The sequence below is a fragment of the Polynucleobacter sp. JS-JIR-II-50 genome, from assembly GCF_018687895.1.
In the GTDB taxonomy this organism is placed as follows: Bacteria; Pseudomonadota; Gammaproteobacteria; order Burkholderiales; family Burkholderiaceae; genus Polynucleobacter.
In genome coordinates this window covers 674894-691578 of sequence record NZ_CP061307.1, presented here as the reverse complement: position 1 = coordinate 691578, position 16685 = coordinate 674894, and the positions used below count along the sequence as shown (strand labels likewise).

Genomic DNA, 16685 nt, shown 5'->3' with positions numbered 1-16685 from the left:
TGTAATATGTGTATCATTATTGGTACGCTATATGGATGAAGACCCCCATACTAGAAGTGCGTTTTTTTAAAACAGAAACAAATAACGAGCCCGTTAGAAATTGGCTTCAATTGCAGACTGTCAAGGATAAAAAGCGAATAGGTGAGGATATTAAAACCGTTCAATTTGGCCGGCCTCTTGGAATGCCTCTTGTCAGACACATTGATGGCGAAATTTGGGAGATTCGGTGCAGACTCAGTGGTGGTATTGCGAGAGTTCTTTTTGTACTAGAGAACAACATCATGATATTGATTCATGGATTTATCAAGAAACAGCAAAAGACACCCAAGCAAGATTTAGATTTAGCAAAAACTAGAGTAAAGCAGTTAAGGAGATCGGTATGAAGAAAAAGCATATTGGCAGCAATTTTGACGAATTCTTAAAAGAAGAATCCCTGCTCGAACACTCAACTGCCGTAGCAGTAAAACGTGTCATAGCCTGGCAAATTGAGCGTGAAATGGAGAAACAACAAATCACCAAAACCTCTATGGCTAAGAAAATGCATACCAGTCGCGCAGCTTTAAATCGCCTGCTTGATGAAAGCGACACCAGCCTCACATTAATTACACTAGCCAGTGCAGCGACTGCCCTGGGAAAGAGAATTAAGCTTGAACTAAAGGCTGCCTAAAAAGAATAAGGGAATAAGGAATCCGTGATTTCCTTATTCCCCTTCCAGGCCTACTGCTTGTTCTTTACTGATATTTACGATTAAAGACTTGTTTTGTTGCGCTTTCATGACGCTTAGTATTTTTCAATACTGCGCAGTAAGACAAAACCATGATGGCTACGAGAGAAATTCCGTTGAAGTTGTTTAGTAAGTCCATTTGCTTCTCCTTTATGCGTTATTACTTGTTATTTGCTAATTAATTTGTTACTGAATTTTTTACCTGGCTACCGGTAACTCATCCCACCTCGTGGTGTAGTTCGGCGACCGATTGTTTGATCTCATCTGCCACTCTTCTTTAGTGCCATTGGTTCCTGCGGCCGCAGATCTGATGAATGCATTGCCAAAGCGCGTGTTGATCTCATCTACCGCTTTCATCAAATGAGCAGACTTACCTTTAGTCTCGATATCCTCAAACAAGGATTGCTGAGCTGTTGGCTTATCGCTAATCAGATTGAGGATGACGCCCGCCTTCTTGTAGCGGAAGTTGGCTTGATAGATTTGCTTGAGGCCTGCCAATGCTGCATTGGTTAAGGTCAGAGTGTTATCTGTTGGATCCGCTAATGGAATCGTGGCGCTTTGATGATACTGTGGCTCGTTTTGTTTAAACGGATTGGTCTGAATAAATACGGTGAGCGCGCCCGTAGTGCTATTTTGGGTTCTGAGCTTTTCAGCTGCACGCGCTACGTGAGTGGCAACCGATTCCGCAAGCTCTACCTGGCTAGTCACCAACTTACCAAAACTGCGGGAGGCAATAATTTGTTGTTTGGCTGGCGCTACTTCTTCTAGTTGCAAGCAAGATGTGCCGCGCAACTCATAACAGAGGCGCTCCATCACCACGCCAAACTGTTGACGCATGGCTTGTGGTGAGGCTTGCAAAAGATCAAATACGCTCTGAATGTTTTGGGCTTTGAGTTTCTTGGCAATTTGTTTACCAACCCCCCAAACCTCGCCCACTTCAGTCTCGCTCATCCACTGATAGCGCTCTTCTTTGGCCATAGCGTTGACATCACATACGCCAACGAACTGCTTATGTTTCTTAGCCAAGTGATTGGCTAACTTAGCCAAGGTCTTGCTGGCACCAATGCCCACGCAGACTGGCAAGCCAGTGGTATCTTTCACTTCCTGTTTAATCTTTTGACCCAATTCAATCGTGTCTTGATATTGCTTTAAGACTGTCTCGATTTGTAAAAAGCTCTCGTCGATGCTGTAAACCTCTAGGTTTGGCGTGAACGCTCTCAGCACTTGAACTACACGACTACTCATGTCGCCATACAAGGTGTAATTAGACGAGTAAGCCTGAATGCCATGCTGCTTGGCCAAGTCCTTCATTTGAAACCAAGGCGTTCCCATCTTCACGCCAAGCGCTTTGACTTCAGCACTACGTGCTACAGCACAGCCATCGTTATTAGATAACACGACCATCGGCACTTCTTCCAACTTAGGCTGAAATACACGTTCACAAGAAACGTAGAAGTTGTTTACATCCACGAGTGCGAAGAGCGGAGTTGATATGGTTTGTGAATTGGAGTTCATCTCACTTCCCGTTTCTGCCACTGGCATTGCTGTACTTACGCACTACCCCAACCACTACACCCCAGATTTGCAGCTCGCTGCCTTCATTAAAGGTAATGGGTTGATAGTTTGGGTTTTCTGGCTGGAGCTCAATACGGCCGCGCAACTGATAAAGGCGCTTGATGGTGTACTCGCTATCCACTACCGCGACCACGATATCTTTATGTTTTGGCTTAAGGGCTTTATCAACGACGACCTTGTCGCCATCGCAAATCCCCGCGCCCAGCATGGAATCCCCCTTCACGGTAAACATGAAGGTAGCTGGCTTGTTCTGGACAAGGTAATGGTTCAGATCGAGGCCGTCTTCGGCGTAATCTGCCGCTGGACTAGGGAATCCAGCTGACATCCGATGACTTAGGAGCTTGAGCTCATAGGCGGCAAAATGGCCTGCCAAGGCTTGTGGTGCCTGGCTTAGGGTTACTTTTGCGGGTTTCATTACTTGCGTCATAGTCATTAATATACTGTATGTTTATACAGTATATGTAAAAACCGTAAAAATGGCCTTATTTTTGTTGTTTTGGGGCTATGAGTCCCTCCCACCCCCTCTTTTTTCTCGGCCTCCCTAGTCATAAACCCCGAGTTGACCCTACTCATATTGCCCCCCAAGGAATTGCATAATGGTTCTAGAAGTTACTGCGGAAGTGATCCAGTGGCTCATATAAAAAGAACAGTAGGAGACATATGAAGACGTATAAGATCGCATCCATCCCAGGTGACGGCATTGGCAAAGAAGTAATCCCGGAATGCGAGAAGGTATTGAATGCCTTAAGCAAAAAACATCCTGAAGTCGCTTTTGAATTTGAGCACTTTGATTGGGGTGGCGACTACTACCGCAAGCACGGCATCATGATGCCCGAGGATGGTCTCGAACCTTTGCGTTCTAAAGATGCGATTTTGTTCGGCTCAGCTGGCGACCCTAAGATTCCGGATCACATTACTTTGTGGGGCTTGCGTCTCAAAATTTGTCAGGGCTTTGATCAATATGCAAACGTACGCCCTACGCGCATTCTTCCCGGGATTGAAACACCACTACGCAATTGCAAGCCAGATCAGCTTGATTGGGTGATTGTGCGCGAGAACTCTGAAGGCGAATACTCTGGTGTAGGCGGTAGAGCCCATCAAGGCCATCCCATTGAGGTTGCCTCTGATATGAGCATCATGACGCGCGTTGGCGTTGAGCGCGTACAGCGCTTCGCTTTTAAGTTAGCGCAGTCACGCCCTCGCAAGCACATCACCGTGATTACCAAATCCAACGCACAGCGCCATGGCATGGTGATGTGGGACGAGATTGCCAATATTGTTGCCAAAGATTTTCCGGATGTCACTTGGGATAAAGAGTTGGTTGATGCTGCTACTGCGCGCATGGTCAATCGCCCCGAATCTTTGGATACCATCGTTGCTACCAATTTACATGCAGACGTACTCAGTGATTTGGCAGCTGCATTAGCCGGTAGCCTAGGCATTGCGCCTACTGGAAACCTCGACCCAGAGCGTCGCTACCCATCCATGTTTGAACCGATTCATGGTTCTGCTTTTGACATTATGGGCAAAGGTCTTGCCAATCCAATTGGCACCTTCTGGTCAGCAGTGATGATGCTCGACTTCCTGAGTGAGAAAGCGCTCGGCGCAAAGTTAATGGCAGCCATTGAAAAAGTAACGGCCAATCCTAAGTTGCACACTCGTGATTTAGGCGGCACCGCCATGATGAGTGACGTTACCAATGCAGTCATTGAGGAGATCTCCAAATGAAGCTATTTAAATTGCTAAGTAGATTGCTGAGTATTGGCCTGGTCTCACTTGGCTTGTTATCCGGCGCGCATGCTCAACCCTTCCCCGACAAAACCATTCAGTACATCATCCCCTTCCCGCCTGCCGGGGAATCCGATTTAGTCGCACGTTACCAAGCCGACATCTCTGCCAAGAAATTTAAGCAGCCCATGGTAGTGATGAACCGTGCTGGTGCTGGTGGCGCATTGGTATGGAGCACTATGAATACCTATCCTGCCGACGGCACAACGGTAGTGGGTGTGAATATTCCACACACCATCTTACAGCCGCTACAGGAAGGCATTCAGTACAAGACTGAAGATATTAATGCGATCTACTACTACCACTTCACCCCTGATGCTTTGATGGTTTCCGCAGATAGTCCTTACAAGACCTATCAAGAATTTATTGCGGCTGCCAAAAAAGATCCCGGCAAGATGACGCTTGCTGGATCCGCACAGTTCTCAGCCAACCACATGGCAGTCGAGCGCCTCAATAAACTGGCTGGCGTCAAAATTACTTACGTTCCCTTTAAAGGCACGGGCGATTTGATTACCGCCCTGATTGGAATGCACGTTGATGGCGCGATGGGTTATCTACCTTTGGCTATTCAGCAAAAAGGAAAAGTGCGTACGCTAGCAATTGCTACTGAGAAACGTAATCCCGCTCTACCAGACGTGCCAACCTTTAAAGAACTGGGATTGAACTGGGTAGACGGCGCTTATCGTGGCGTTGCCGTGCCCAAAGCAACTCCGCTGATATTGCAGCAAAAGATGTCTGACTACTTCGCACAGCTCAATGCCGATCCCGAGACTAAAAAGAAATTGGAAGATGCTGGCTTTGTGATTGTGGATGTTCCTCTAGCAAAGATGCCGGCATTCATGAAAGAGAAAACAGCTCAAGCCATGGATGATGCCAAGAATGCAGGGATGATTAAGTAAGACTTTAACTTCCTTAAATAAAAAACCACCGCATGTTCGGTGGTTTTTTATTGGGCGCTTGCTTTCTGTTTTAGCAAAAAGCAAATGCCAGAATCGCGGGATCATCCAGAAATGCATTGGATAGGTAAACGCTAGCTCGGAAGAACCAGGGCTGCGCAACTTCTACTAGCTCGAGAATGAAGGGGAAACGTTCCATATTCCAATGATAGTGCTTCATGCCCTTCCTAACCACTCCTTTATTGGATTTCCCATAATTTTTGTAGTTATATTAATTCATTGGTGTTATGATTTAACGTAACTACAATATTTCCGATGAAATTCACTTATGATTCGGCAAAAAATGATTTAAACCTTTCAAAACATGGCCCACCCCTTTCAGATGCAAAGCTACTTGATTGGAATGCCTCCTATAACTGGGTCGACCAAAGAAAAGATTATGGTGAAGAAAGGCGCATTGCCCTGATTCCAAATAATCAACGCGTGTATTGCGTGGTTTATGTTGAATCAAAAATAGCAATCAGAATTATTAGCCTAAGAAAAGCAAACGCCCGTGAGGTAAATTTTTATGAAGAAAAAACTAATTAGACCGAGTGCCAAAGAGGATGCTGCAATTACCAAGGAAGCCCTATCCGATCCTGACAACCCGCCCATCACAGAAGAAGAGTGGAATGAAATTAAACACCGAGCGGTTCGGGGCAGAGGGAGACCCTTAGGCAGTGGAGCTAAAGAGCAGGTTACCCTAAGAATTGATAAGGAAACTTTAGATTTTTATAAATCCAAGGGGGAAGGCTGGCAAACTTTTATCAATCAAGTCCTTGGTGAAGTGAAAAGAGAATCCAAATCAATATCTACTGTTGAAAAGAAGTTGAGCAAAGGCGCTTTAATGACCAACAAATTCAAGGCTGCAGCTTAAGGATTTACCTTACTTCGACTATCTCACCCTTAGACGAAATCAAGTAAGCCTTGTTTGGCTTGTCTTTTCTAATTCGGGTTAACTCAGCCTGGTAGCCCTGTAACTGCTTGCGGTACTTTTCATATTTCTCGCTACCCACCTCTGGGATAGTGAGCTTGTAATCGATGATGGCCAAATGATCGTCAAGCTCCACCAAACGATCCATGCGATAGCTCTTGCCATCCTTGCTAGCGATATCTAGTTCATTCCACGCCTGCAGCCATTCACCCGATGTCAGGTAGCGTTTGAGCTCAGGTGTCTCTAATACTTTACTAGTACGAGTGAGTAGCGCTTTCGCATGTTCCTGATCTACAGCAAGCCAATTCATGAGCTCTTGCTCGCTTGGCATAGGTGGCTTTGTTTCATTACTGGAATCTGGGGTGAGGAACTCGAGTAATTTATGGAAGTTCGTACCTTCTTCCAAAATTTCTGGGTCGGGATCTTCTGCCCGCTCGCCCTCGCCTGCAAATACTTCAACTGTGACGCCGCTTTCGATATCAGACAACATTTGCGCATGACTTTCTTGTGCGGGATTCCAGTCCAAGACAAAATCCTCAACCGCGTTTGCTTGCATAAGTTTAATAGCCTCAACCTCTTCTGTGGCTACAGCTTGCTGATTTACCTGGTAAATGGCCAACCCAACATTACTCGCCTTCCCATACCAAGATACTTTATCCAAGCCGCTAGGATTGTTGACGGTTGGTTTTTGAGCATCACCACTAATCCATAAACCTTGTCGCGCACGGGTCATTGCAACATAAAGCAAGTTCCAGTTTTCTTTTTCACCAATTTGCTTCTCCGCTTCATTGATTTCACTGCGTGGGCTTGTCAATGTTTTAGACGTAAATAACGATAGATGTGATGGCCCCTCTTCTTGCGGAGACCAGTCTATCAACACTCCGCTGTAATCCACATTGGTATCGGTATTATTTGCATCGAGAATAATGACAAAGGGTGATTCCAATCCCTTGGCACCATGAATAGTCATCAAGCGCACACGCTTATGACGATCCTCCTCTGACATCTCGCTCCCTTCATCTACATCAACCAAGTTGTCATCACTTGCCGCATCCACATCACCTTCATCGGGGGTTTCATCATCATCCCCGCGGCGCTTAATGTTAATTTCCTGAATAAAGCGACTCAAGCTAGGGTATTGACCACCGTCTTGATTGAGCGCCACCTCTAAGAAGGCGTCCAGGTTTGCCAAGACCTGTGGTCGATCGAGATCCTGACAGACCGCAGCGTATTTCAGGCGCACATCACCCTCTTGGTAAATACGATCAAGCAGGTCATGAACCGGCAAGCGCTGACCTAAAAGATGCCAATGCTTTAAATAACGCGCAGCCACTTGCAGCTTGGCATCCCTACTGTCTTGCAATGCATCCCACCAGGAGCGGTAATGGCCAGAGGTCATCGCCACTGCCAATTGCTGCATTTGTTTCTCTATAAAACCAAAAATCGGGGTTCTAAGCACCTGCGCCAATGGCAAGTCATGGCGAGGGGTTACTAGCACAGTCAGCAAAGCAATCAGGTCGTCTATCTCAAGAGTATTGAGCAGACCGCCTAAGCGTGGACTCTCATAAGCAAGCTTGACATCACGCAACGCTCTTTCGTATTGAGGCAAATATTTACGACGCTTTACCAGCAACAGGAAATCACTCGCCCTGGCCTCGCGCCACATTTCCTCCCCCCCCTCTTTATCTGCCACCTTACGCGTAGCAATAATTTCTTTAATGAGGCGCGCAACCAACTCACCCTCACGTTGACGCTGAATCACTCCAACAGTTTCACTTGAATCCGCAATGGCGCCATCAAAAGCGCTGCCTTCTCGTAACTCTTGAATTTGTTCCACATAAGGAATCAGCGGTAGTAAATAAATTTCGCCTTGTTGAGCATAAACGTCGATGGGCTTGCCCTCATCAGGAGCAGCCCAAAGCGTTTGCTGTTCTGAGTATGGGTAATCGGGGGGAACTTGCTCGCCCTGAAAGATTGTATTTACCGCTTTATTGATTTCACCTGCATTACGGCGCGTTTTATCTTGTTCAATGTAAACGGCGGCATGGTATTGATGCAAAAACTGGGCTGCACTTACAAATAATCTCGGATCAGCGCGACGGAAGCGATAAATCGATTGTTTGGGGTCACCCACAATAAAGACTTTTGGTCTCTCATCACCTTCGCTATAACCTGCCAACCAAGCTCGCAGAATTTGCCATTGCAGCGGATTGGTATCCTGGAACTCATCAACCAATATTTGCTTGTATTTAGCATCTAAGCGAGATTGAAGGTAGGCAGCATTAGCGGCATCGCTCATCAGCAAGCTGACACCAAGCTCTAAGTCATCGAAATCACGCACGCGCATATTTTCTTTTTGAGCGTTGGCGTGCGCCATCATGGATTGATTTAGAGCAAACCAGGCTTCATTGATTGCAAAGATATCCTGCTCTGCTTGCCATAACAGGTATTCCTCAAAAGCATGGCCCCAATTCTGCTTAATGGCGATGTGCTCATCAATGCGATGAGCCTCACCCATCTTCTCAAGATATTTCTTCGCTTCTCCTAAAGCCTTGTCGTTATTGCTACGGTATTTTGGTTCCTTGGTTAAGAAAGTGGTTTGAAAATTAACTGCAACCTCAAGTACATCGCCAGCATTCTCTTTGCAGGCGATTGCAGGAACCAAGTATTTCAGAAGATCGCTATCTTTTGCGCTACTATTTTCAAAACAGCGTGCTAAAAACTGTAAGTCTGCCAGCGCATTAGGCGCATTCCACTGAGCTAGTAATGGATTGGATAGATTCAGTTTATTTAGGGATTGCTTCAAGCGCTCTATTGGGGTGATACCCGCTTGATCGCATTGCTTAGCAAAGAAAGTCCATGCACCTCTCTGTTTAAAGAGGCTACTTTTGCCCATTAAAAGTTTTTGCGTCTCGTGTGAGCCCAAATACTTCAGCAAAACATCGTAATGCGCTTTCAATTCTGGAGTGAGATCACCCCACCAATCATCAAGACACTCCTCTTGCAGTCGCTTAGCATCTTCACGCAACTTAAACCCTGGCTGAATGCCCATTGATACTGGAGCTACGCCCAGTAACCTGCCAAACCAACCATGAAAGGTATCAATCACAATTGGTTGTGGGTTTGCCAGCACCTGCTCATAAAGTGCTTTAGCCTTGGGTAGATATTTTTCGGCCTGCTCTTTTTCTATACCCCGAGCGGTTAAGTCTTTCATCAAAGAGACATCGTCACTTTTTGAAAATTGTTCAAGTAATCCATATAGGCGGTCACGCATTTCTTGCGCCGCTTTGCGTGTAAACGTGAGTGCGAGCATCTCTTGTGGCTTCACATCATCAAGCAATAGTCGCACCATCCGCGCCACCAATAACCAAGTCTTGCCACTGCCTGCGCAAGCTGACACAATGACCGAACGCTGTGGATCACAAGCAAGCTTCTCTGAATAAGGCTGCTTCTCTGGCAACGCGTTAATCTGATCGCTCACCAAATCCCCTTCCTGCAAATGCCTCTTGCTTCGCAGTATTGGCATACCCCTTCAGGAGCGAATGCTTGCATGGGCTTTTTAGCCCAAAGCTGCTCTACATCTTCTGTAATTTGCTCGGAAAACTGTTGCATCATTTCTGGCATATCAACCACCTCTTGGCTGCGCAGTGCTTTTTGCTCGCCTTTAGAGATATCCGCCTTCAAGGCCACCCATTCGGCTTGCTGAACCTGATGTCCAGTCAGCTTATGACTTTCTTGACCTTCATTGGCGGCCCGTGCGTAGATTAATAGCTGTGGGTCATCCAGAATATGCTCGGCCCTAACTTTGACTCTCTCAAAACGTTGATTTTTATAGTCAATCACTGAGGCAAGCTTGTTGTTATCTACATTGATGTCATAACGATCGGCATAACCCTCAATACGAATGATCTTAGGATTGCCATCTATATCCTTAAATGGCAAATCAAAGCCAACTTTGACTTCGCCATCGAAATATTGCCAACCCGCTAACTCACGTTGCAACTGCCAATCTACAAAACTAGGAATTTGTTTTTGCCAATCCCTTAAAGCACCCATCACTCTTGCATCGCCCTCAATCAAAGAAGCAAACGCTTGCTCTGAATAAACGCTTAAGACTTTTTCCATCCAAGCACGTCTTTGATCTGAATTGGTATTTAGAGCGGGATTGGTGTGCTCTTGGGTTTTGAGTGCTTGATAGAAACGCTTGAGCAGTTTATGCAATGTCTGTCCCGCCAACGAAGCGTCAAAGCCCTCATCAAACTCTTTGTTCTTGCGTAAACCTAGCAGGCTGCGGACGTAATAGCGATATGGGCAATCCCGCAGAGCCTTATAAGCGCTGGGACTCATCGATAGCGGCATGGGTAGATCTTCTTCAAAATGCGCAACCGCCATCTTCATTGGTGCAGCTTCAAAAAAGCGCTTGCTCAATTGAGTTGTTTTCGCTTCCCACTCAATTTGATTTTGTAAACGCTGTATCCAAGCGGAAGGTCTCAGCGGCTCCCCATTATTGCTTTTACTTTGCCAAAGTAAATCGACATTGGTGCACGACACCAGTAGCTGCGAGAGATCCCTAGCCTGCTGTACAAACTGCATTGCTATCGTCGAGGTCTTTAATAGCTGATTAAGCGCATCTGAAAAAAATAATGGTGGCTCGGAATATGCTGGTAAATGTTGTTCATCGCAACCCACTACAACCACCGCTTCGAAGTCACGCATACGTGTAGAACTCAACGGCAAAATACTCAGCGTCGCTTTAGCCTCTTTGCCAGCCTCTTGATAACTAGCACCCTCAATGACGGTTTTAAGCAAACTAAGCCACTCACTCAAGCGAATAGGCGCCTCCTGATACTGCGTCTTACTTAAATCAAATGTCTTGAGGACATCTAGCAATTGCTTGCCAGCTGAATCTTTCTCAAGGCTTTGAACCATGCCAGTTGTCTGGAGATTGGCCTGCAGGTGAGCATACGCTTTACTGCAATCCACCTTGAGTGTTAACCACTCATGATGGCGCTCTCTGACAAACTGTAATAACTCAAATAATGCGGCACCGGGTAAAGCACTAGATGTTTTTGCTGCGTTCTCTTGCGCGCCCTCTATGGCCAGGTGAAAGGTTTTCCAACCGGACTCTGCCTTGCTACCTACCAGGATATCTTCAAGCTCTGCAATGAGTCCAATGCAGACTTCTGCATCTCGATTCAAAATCCTTCCAAGATCTAAAAAAGGATTCTGCAAAAACTCAAGCAAGACTTTTGCACTGGGCCCATCTTTTGGCGCTTTAATAAGTTCTAACCAACTATTGAGTGCAGCTGCAGCGCGCGTAGTGGATAATTTCCAACCAGTTTCGTCTCGAATGTTGAGTGCTGGGCCTAATCTTGAAAGTAGTGCGCGCACCCTTCTGGCCACCAAGCGATCTTGCGCAACAAGCGCCAGCTGAGTTTTGCCATCAATCAGATGTTGCTCTATTGTTTTGGCAGCAGCCCACGCAAGTTCTTCAAAGCGTTTAGCTGCAATCAGGCGCCAACCCTTGCTATGGGCTTGCCTAACATTCCTGAGCGCCTCTGCCTGCGCATCACTAGCACCAATTGTCTCTGCCCATAAGCCCACATCACTCCAACTCATCCTTGCCTCTACCACAGGTGCATGTTGAGCATACTCGGCCAGCAGAGTTCCGATGATCTCTTGATCGATGGGAGTCGGATCAGCAGTCTCTACCCATATCAGAGGTCTTGCGGGATCTGCCTTCTTAGCAGCTTCAAGATGAGCCGCCATTGCAAACTGATTACGAAATGCTGGATCGCTCACGCTCGCGGTGTAACGCCAAAATGTGAGCAAGACCTTAGTCTCTTGATCAACAACCTTGCGTGCCATTCCTGAGTAGACTTTAGCAACAGTACTATCGAGCAAATCCTGCGCCTGACTCAGACAGATCTCGCCGAGATTACTTTTCTCATTCCGATTATTTTGAATGAATTCATGAATCTGTTTTTGCAGTTGTGGACTCACTGCAGTTGATAAGGTGTCACATGCTTCAACGATTGCCTGCGCTAGACCCCATGCACCAGATTCTGTTTCGGCTTTAAACCATGACTGCAGATCTTTGTGTTTGCGCAAAGTGGCATAGACCCCCAACCACCTCTCTAAATCACTTTGCTTCTTCGGAAACTTCCATGCGCCAGGTGCGGCTTCTAACCAATCCGTAAAACTGATCACTTGAGGTAAGAATGCGATGTTGATTGGAAGATCTTTGGGTCGATTCAATTCAAGGGCTGCTCTAACCCCGATTAATGGTCCTGCAGTACTGAGAACTACTAGGGGGCGCTGATTGGTTTGCACTGCACAATCCCAGATGCCTTTTGCCAATTGGGTAAGCGCTTGGCTATTGGGCGTAATTGCCCAAGCCTGTAGCTGCTTTTGGTCAGAAAGAATGGGGAACGGCTGGGACATTAATTGGGTAATTTATCTATTTTGAGCAGAACGTTCCGCTTATTGCTAATATAAGCGTTGTAACGCAATAACTAAATAACTCGCTAAATAAGTCTAAATAAGGAATTTTCATGAGTGCCGGCATTAAATATGTAACTGACGCCTCTTTCGAACAAGACGTCCTCAAGTCCGATAAACCTGTTCTGCTCGACTTCTGGGCTGAGTGGTGCGGTCCTTGCAAAATGATTGGTCCGATCTTGGAAGAGCTCGCTGGCGAGTATGGCGACAAGATACAGATCGCAAAAATGAACGTAGATGAGAACCAAGGCGTACCTGCCCAGTTCAATATTCGCGGCATTCCTACCCTAATTCTCTTCAAAAATGGCACCGTGGCTGCTCAAAAAGTAGGCGCCTTGGCTAAATCCCAGTTGACTGCATTTATTGATAGTCATCTGTAAATAGTCGCAGACCACAGGTTCACCAGCTGAGCCTGTGGCTTTTACCGCTTTAAACGCTTGTCACACCCATTTTTTGGTGTAGTATTACTCAAACGCACTAATCAGTGCTCCGATTTTCAGCAATTTACCTCCCCCTTCTTTTAGCAAATTCCAAAATTCTGTTTTTCCACATCTGCGTGATCTAAATCAGCGCAGCGATACCTCAAAACAAATTCCCAAATTCAAATTCCTCAACACCCGAGAACCACATGCAATTAACTGAACTCAAAGTCCTCCACGTATCCGCTCTGCTTGAAATGGCAGCTAGCTTGGAGATTGAAAATACTCAACGGATGCGCAAACAAGAATTGATGTTTGCCATTTTGAAAAAGCGTGCGAAGGCTGGCGAAACCGTTTTCGGTGACGGCACTTTGGAAGTGCTGCCCGACGGCTTTGGCTTCTTGCGCTCCCCTGAAGCCTCTTACATGGCTTCTCCTGACGATATTTATATCTCCCCCGCACAGATTCGTCGTTTTAACTTGCACACTGGTGACAGCGTTGAAGGTGAAGTTCGCACCCCTAAAGATGGTGAGCGTTACTTTGCTTTGGTAAAGGTAGACAAGATCAACGGTTTGGCTCCTGAAGCCCTCAAGAACCGCATCATGTTCGAGAACTTAACGCCGTTACACCCGAATCGCGTGATCAGCTTAGAGCGTGATATCAAGGCCGAAGAGAACCTTACTGGCCGTATCATCGACATGATCTCCCCGATTGGTTACGGCCAACGTGGCTTGATCGTGGCCTCACCAAAATCAGGTAAGACCGTGATGATGCAGCATATTGCTCACGCGATTGCTGCCAATAATCCCGAAGCAATCTTGATCGTATTGCTCGTTGACGAGCGCCCTGAAGAAGTAACTGAGATGCAACGCTCCGTTCGCGGTGAAGTCGTTGCCTCTACCTTTGATGAGCCAGCAGTACGTCACGTTCAAGTCGCCGAGATGGTGATTGAAAAAGCCAAGCGCTTGGTTGAGATGGGTAAAGATGTGATCATCTTGCTTGATTCGATTACTCGTCTTGCGCGCGCATACAACACTGTGGTTCCTTCATCGGGCAAAGTACTCTCTGGTGGTGTGGATGCCAATGCATTGCAACGTCCAAAACGTTTCTTTGGTGCCGCCCGTAATATTGAAGAAGGTGGCTCATTGACGATCATCGCAACGGCTCTGATTGAAACTGGTAGCCGCATGGATGACCTCATCTATGAGGAGTTCAAGGGCACTGGCAATATGGAAGTTCATCTTGAGCGTCGTTTGGCTGAGCGTCGTGTTTATCCATCGATTAACCTCAACAAGTCTGGCACCCGCCGTGAGGAGCTCTTGGTTAAAGCTGAGAACCTCCAGAAGATCTGGGTATTGCGTAAATTGCTGGCTGATATGGACGATATCGAAGCGATGAACTTCATCGTGGATAAGCTCAAATCGACCAAAAATAATGGTGAATTCTTCGACTTAATGCGTCGCGGAGGCTAACTTAGATACCCTCAGGGGCTATTTAAAGGTAAAAAGGGGCTGTTTTAGCCCCTTTTGCACACCAAAACAGCGCTTTGTTATTGATTTCATGGCATAATTTCGCCTTTACCGCTTTTAAAACCTGGGAAAGTATTTCAGCCAATTTGGCTCAAACGGCTCCCCGCTCATAGGACTCAACATGAAACCTGGCATTCACCCCGAATATCGTGAAATCGTCTTTGTAGACGTTTCCAATAACTTCAGCTTCAAGACTCGCTCCACTATGTCTACTAGAGAGACAATCAAGTGGGAAGATGGCAATGAATATCCATTAGCCAAGATCGAGACTTCATCTGAATCACACCCTTTCTACACTGGTACCCAGAAAATTATGGATACCGCTGGTCGTGTTGAGAAATTCCGTCAGAAATTCGGTACTAAAGCTGTTGCCAAAGCTACCGGTGATGGCGCTGCTAAAACAGCTGAGAAAAAAGCTGCTGCTGCAGAAGCTAAAGCTGCTGAAAAGCCAGCTAAGAAGAAGGCTTAAACCACTTCTATTCGCGGGGTATGTTAAATACCTGCTCTGCGAGATAATCAAGGCAGCGTTTGCTGCCTTTTTTATTTTGAACTTCACACATGGTCAAACTTACTGCCGCCGCCACTAAATCTATTCCGCGCATTATTATTTTTGCGCTGACCTTAGTTTATGGTTTCGCCGGCCTCTTCTTTCGGGACCCCTGGAAGAATGAGGATGCCATTGGGTTTGGTGGCATGTGGACACTCTTTCGCGGCAACTCCTTAGACTGGATGGTGCCCCACTTAGCTGGACGCGACATCTCTCTGGGCGCGCCCTTGCCTTATTGGATGGGTGCCACACTCATTGAGTGGTTTGGTCCATTCATTGGCGCCGCTAATGCTGCACGCTTATACGCAGCCATCTGCTTCTTCTCTGCTGCACTAGCAATTTGGTATGCCACTTATTTATTAGGTCGTCGTCGTGAAGTGCAGCCGATGGCACTTGCTGTTGGTGGTCAGCCAGATTTAAAGAGCTACGGCATGACCTTAGCTGATGGTGCACTGCTCATTTTCTTAGCGTGCGTAGGTCTAGCGCAACGCGCTCATGAAACAACGCCAATGATGGCGCAGTTAATGGGTATTAGCATTGTTCTTTACGGTACGGTGCGCGGCTTAGATAAACCTTGGCAAGGTGGTTTGTGGACTGGCCTTGGTATTGTCATCGTCGCCCTCTCGAGCAATCTCACACTCAGCTTAATCATTGTTACTTCGACCATCATTGCGGTCATTGCTAGTAATGCAAAGTTGCGCTTTCGTTGGACACTTACTAGTACCGTTTTAGGTTTAATTGGTTTTGCTATTTGGCCTCTGATTTGGTATTTAGCCGATCTGCCAGTGCAATGGCGTCACATCGCTGAAGAAGGCTGGCGCAATGTACCGGAAATGCGCGCCACCCCCTCGATCGATTCACTGGGTTTCTTGAGTGTGAACTTCTGGGCTTACGCGTGGCCTGTCTGGCCACTCGCAATCGTTTCTCTTGCTCACTGGGGGCGCATTAAAGAATCCGGCGCATGGCGCGCACCACATCTTTGCATTCCTCTAAGCTTATTCATTGGTAGCTTAATTTATGTTCTGTTCCGCCTCGAGGCTAACGAACATGACTTAATGATCTTAATTCCAAGTCTTGCGATCATTGCCGCATTTAGCTTGCCCATTCTTAAGCGGAGCGTCATCAGCTTCATTGATTGGTTTGCAATGTTCAGCTTTACGCTGATCGCTCTGGCTATTTGGATTATTTGGCTAGCAAAAGTCACTGGCTATCCAGAATCTACAGCCGCCAATATTGCACGCCTACTTCCTGGATTTTCAGGTCAATTTAACGTCTTAGCCTTTATCGTGGCTCTCGCTACTACAGGCGTATGGCTTGCAGTAGTTCGCTGGAGAACTTCTCGAGCCCCAAAAGAAATTTGGCGCTGCCTCATCATCTCAGCATCAGGGACTACTTTGATGTGGGTTCTGCTGATGTCTTTATGGCTACCAACCATTAACTATGCTAAAACCTATCGTCAAGTTTCTGCACGATTGGCGCAAGTAATCCCCACTGGTGGCGGCTGCATTGACACTAGTAACTTAGGCCCTGCACAGCTCGCCTCTTTTGAATACTTCTCCAAGCTGAACTTACGCGATGATCCGAATTGCCCATGGATGCTGACCCATAGCCAATCCGAAGCAAAGGCGTACGCGCAACTGAATAATAAAAAGCTCACACTGCTTTGGGAAGATCGTCGTGCTGCCGACCGTGACGAACGCCTGCGCCTATACGAAGTTATTCCGGAATAAATC

The 16685-nt window shown here is 46.7% G+C and carries 16 protein-coding genes; 10 read left to right on the top strand and 6 right to left on the bottom strand.

Annotated elements, in window-relative coordinates:
* Positions 1-35: 35 nt before the first annotated feature.
* Both FD963_RS03670 and FD963_RS03665 read left to right on the top strand, forming a co-directional pair.
* The gene (locus tag FD963_RS03670; protein WP_215363094.1) at positions 36-383 is read left to right on the top strand and encodes a type II toxin-antitoxin system RelE/ParE family toxin; all 348 of its coding nucleotides are present in this window, start codon (positions 36-38) and stop codon (positions 381-383) included.
* Entirely contained in the window at positions 380-667 is a 288-nt protein-coding gene (locus tag FD963_RS03665; RefSeq protein ID WP_215363092.1) for an XRE family transcriptional regulator, read from the top strand. Before FD963_RS03670 ends, FD963_RS03665 begins: the two co-directional genes overlap by 4 nt.
* 64 nt (positions 668-731) lie before the next feature.
* Here FD963_RS03665 and FD963_RS10380 read toward each other — a convergent pair whose 3' ends face one another.
* The 3 genes from FD963_RS10380 to FD963_RS03655 are packed head-to-tail and all read right to left on the bottom strand — an operon-like array spanning position 732 to position 2732.
* Positions 732-863: a hypothetical protein gene (locus tag FD963_RS10380; protein WP_255407106.1), complete on the bottom strand. Its 132-nt coding sequence runs from the start codon at positions 861-863 to the stop codon at positions 732-734.
* 59 nt (positions 864-922) lie between these two features.
* Positions 923-2239, bottom strand: a complete 1317-nt coding sequence (locus tag FD963_RS03660) for a Y-family DNA polymerase (protein ID WP_215363090.1) — start codon at positions 2237-2239, stop codon at positions 923-925.
* 1 nt (position 2240) lies between these two features.
* Positions 2241-2732: a LexA family transcriptional regulator gene (locus FD963_RS03655; protein ID WP_215363088.1), complete on the bottom strand. Its 492-nt coding sequence runs from the start codon at positions 2730-2732 to the stop codon at positions 2241-2243.
* 227 nt (positions 2733-2959) lie between these two features.
* Here FD963_RS03655 and FD963_RS03650 point away from each other — a divergent pair, with 227 nt between their 5' ends.
* Positions 2960-4027 (top strand): tartrate dehydrogenase, encoded by a 1068-nt coding sequence (locus tag FD963_RS03650; RefSeq protein WP_215363086.1) that lies wholly within the window; start codon positions 2960-2962, stop codon positions 4025-4027.
* A complete protein-coding gene (locus tag FD963_RS03645) occupies positions 4024-4986 on the top strand; it encodes a tripartite tricarboxylate transporter substrate binding protein (RefSeq protein WP_215363084.1) in 963 nt (320 codons plus the stop codon). Before FD963_RS03650 ends, FD963_RS03645 begins: the two co-directional genes overlap by 4 nt.
* 70 nt (positions 4987-5056) lie before the next feature.
* Here the strand turns inward: FD963_RS03645 and FD963_RS03640 are convergent, their stop codons facing one another.
* Complete coding sequence (locus FD963_RS03640; protein WP_215359793.1) at positions 5057-5203, bottom strand: hypothetical protein; 147 nt, start codon at positions 5201-5203, stop codon at positions 5057-5059.
* A gap of 95 nt (positions 5204-5298) precedes the next feature.
* Between FD963_RS03640 and FD963_RS03635 the strand changes: the two genes are divergently transcribed.
* Positions 5299-5571 carry a BrnT family toxin gene (locus tag FD963_RS03635; protein WP_215363082.1) on the top strand — a complete coding sequence of 91 codons (273 nt, stop codon included), beginning with the start codon at positions 5299-5301 and terminating at the stop codon, positions 5569-5571.
* Complete coding sequence (locus tag FD963_RS03630; RefSeq protein WP_215363080.1) at positions 5552-5899, top strand: BrnA antitoxin family protein; 348 nt, start codon at positions 5552-5554, stop codon at positions 5897-5899. The genes FD963_RS03635 and FD963_RS03630 overlap by 20 nt, the downstream gene beginning before the upstream one ends.
* Before the next feature lie 4 nt (positions 5900-5903).
* On the opposite strand, the gene FD963_RS03625 is transcribed toward FD963_RS03630, so the two are convergent.
* Both FD963_RS03625 and FD963_RS03620 read right to left on the bottom strand, forming a co-directional pair.
* Positions 5904-9437 (bottom strand): exodeoxyribonuclease V subunit beta, encoded by a 3534-nt coding sequence (locus FD963_RS03625; protein WP_251367310.1) that lies wholly within the window; start codon positions 9435-9437, stop codon positions 5904-5906.
* Positions 9434-12400 (bottom strand): PD-(D/E)XK nuclease family protein, encoded by a 2967-nt coding sequence (locus FD963_RS03620; protein ID WP_215363078.1) that lies wholly within the window; start codon positions 12398-12400, stop codon positions 9434-9436. Before FD963_RS03620 ends, FD963_RS03625 begins: the two co-directional genes overlap by 4 nt.
* 110 nt (positions 12401-12510) lie before the next feature.
* Here FD963_RS03620 and trxA point away from each other — a divergent pair, with 110 nt between their 5' ends.
* From trxA to FD963_RS03600, 4 genes are all read left to right on the top strand, one after another.
* Positions 12511-12837, top strand: coding sequence for a thioredoxin TrxA (trxA, locus tag FD963_RS03615; protein WP_062309025.1), 327 nt, complete (start codon positions 12511-12513; stop codon positions 12835-12837).
* Positions 12838-13085: 248 nt separating this feature from the next.
* A complete protein-coding gene (gene rho, locus FD963_RS03610) occupies positions 13086-14348 on the top strand; it encodes a transcription termination factor Rho (protein ID WP_011903147.1) in 1263 nt (420 codons plus the stop codon).
* 178 nt (positions 14349-14526) lie between these two features.
* Positions 14527-14874: a type B 50S ribosomal protein L31 gene (locus tag FD963_RS03605; protein WP_072582141.1), complete on the top strand. Its 348-nt coding sequence runs from the start codon at positions 14527-14529 to the stop codon at positions 14872-14874.
* A gap of 89 nt (positions 14875-14963) precedes the next feature.
* Entirely contained in the window at positions 14964-16682 is a 1719-nt protein-coding gene (locus FD963_RS03600) for a glycosyltransferase family 39 protein (RefSeq protein ID WP_215363076.1), read from the top strand.
* Positions 16683-16685 lie beyond the last annotated feature (3 nt).

Bases quoted from the DNA above. Each gene is read 5' to 3' on its own strand.
- FD963_RS03655 (WP_215363088.1), bottom strand. From the start codon at position 2,732: ATGACTATGACGCAAGTAATGAAACCCGCAAAAGTAACCCTAAGCCAG.
- FD963_RS03670 (WP_215363094.1), top strand. From the start codon at position 36: ATGAAGACCCCCATACTAGAAGTGCGTTTTTTTAAAACAGAAACAAAT.
- FD963_RS03600 (WP_215363076.1), top strand. From the start codon at position 14,964: ATGGTCAAACTTACTGCCGCCGCCACTAAATCTATTCCGCGCATTATT.
- rho (WP_011903147.1), top strand. From the start codon at position 13,086: ATGCAATTAACTGAACTCAAAGTCCTCCACGTATCCGCTCTGCTTGAA.
- FD963_RS03640 (WP_215359793.1), bottom strand. From the start codon at position 5,203: ATGAAGCACTATCATTGGAATATGGAACGTTTCCCCTTCATTCTCGAG.
- FD963_RS03665 (WP_215363092.1), top strand. From the start codon at position 380: ATGAAGAAAAAGCATATTGGCAGCAATTTTGACGAATTCTTAAAAGAA.
- FD963_RS03630 (WP_215363080.1), top strand. From the start codon at position 5,552: ATGAAGAAAAAACTAATTAGACCGAGTGCCAAAGAGGATGCTGCAATT.
- trxA (WP_062309025.1), top strand. From the start codon at position 12,511: ATGAGTGCCGGCATTAAATATGTAACTGACGCCTCTTTCGAACAAGAC.
- FD963_RS03605 (WP_072582141.1), top strand. From the start codon at position 14,527: ATGAAACCTGGCATTCACCCCGAATATCGTGAAATCGTCTTTGTAGAC.
- FD963_RS10380 (WP_255407106.1), bottom strand. From the start codon at position 863: ATGGACTTACTAAACAACTTCAACGGAATTTCTCTCGTAGCCATCATG.
- FD963_RS03660 (WP_215363090.1), bottom strand. From the start codon at position 2,239: ATGAACTCCAATTCACAAACCATATCAACTCCGCTCTTCGCACTCGTG.
- FD963_RS03635 (WP_215363082.1), top strand. From the start codon at position 5,299: ATGAAATTCACTTATGATTCGGCAAAAAATGATTTAAACCTTTCAAAA.
- FD963_RS03645 (WP_215363084.1), top strand. From the start codon at position 4,024: ATGAAGCTATTTAAATTGCTAAGTAGATTGCTGAGTATTGGCCTGGTC.
- FD963_RS03650 (WP_215363086.1), top strand. From the start codon at position 2,960: ATGAAGACGTATAAGATCGCATCCATCCCAGGTGACGGCATTGGCAAA.
- FD963_RS03620 (WP_215363078.1), bottom strand. From the start codon at position 12,400: ATGTCCCAGCCGTTCCCCATTCTTTCTGACCAAAAGCAGCTACAGGCT.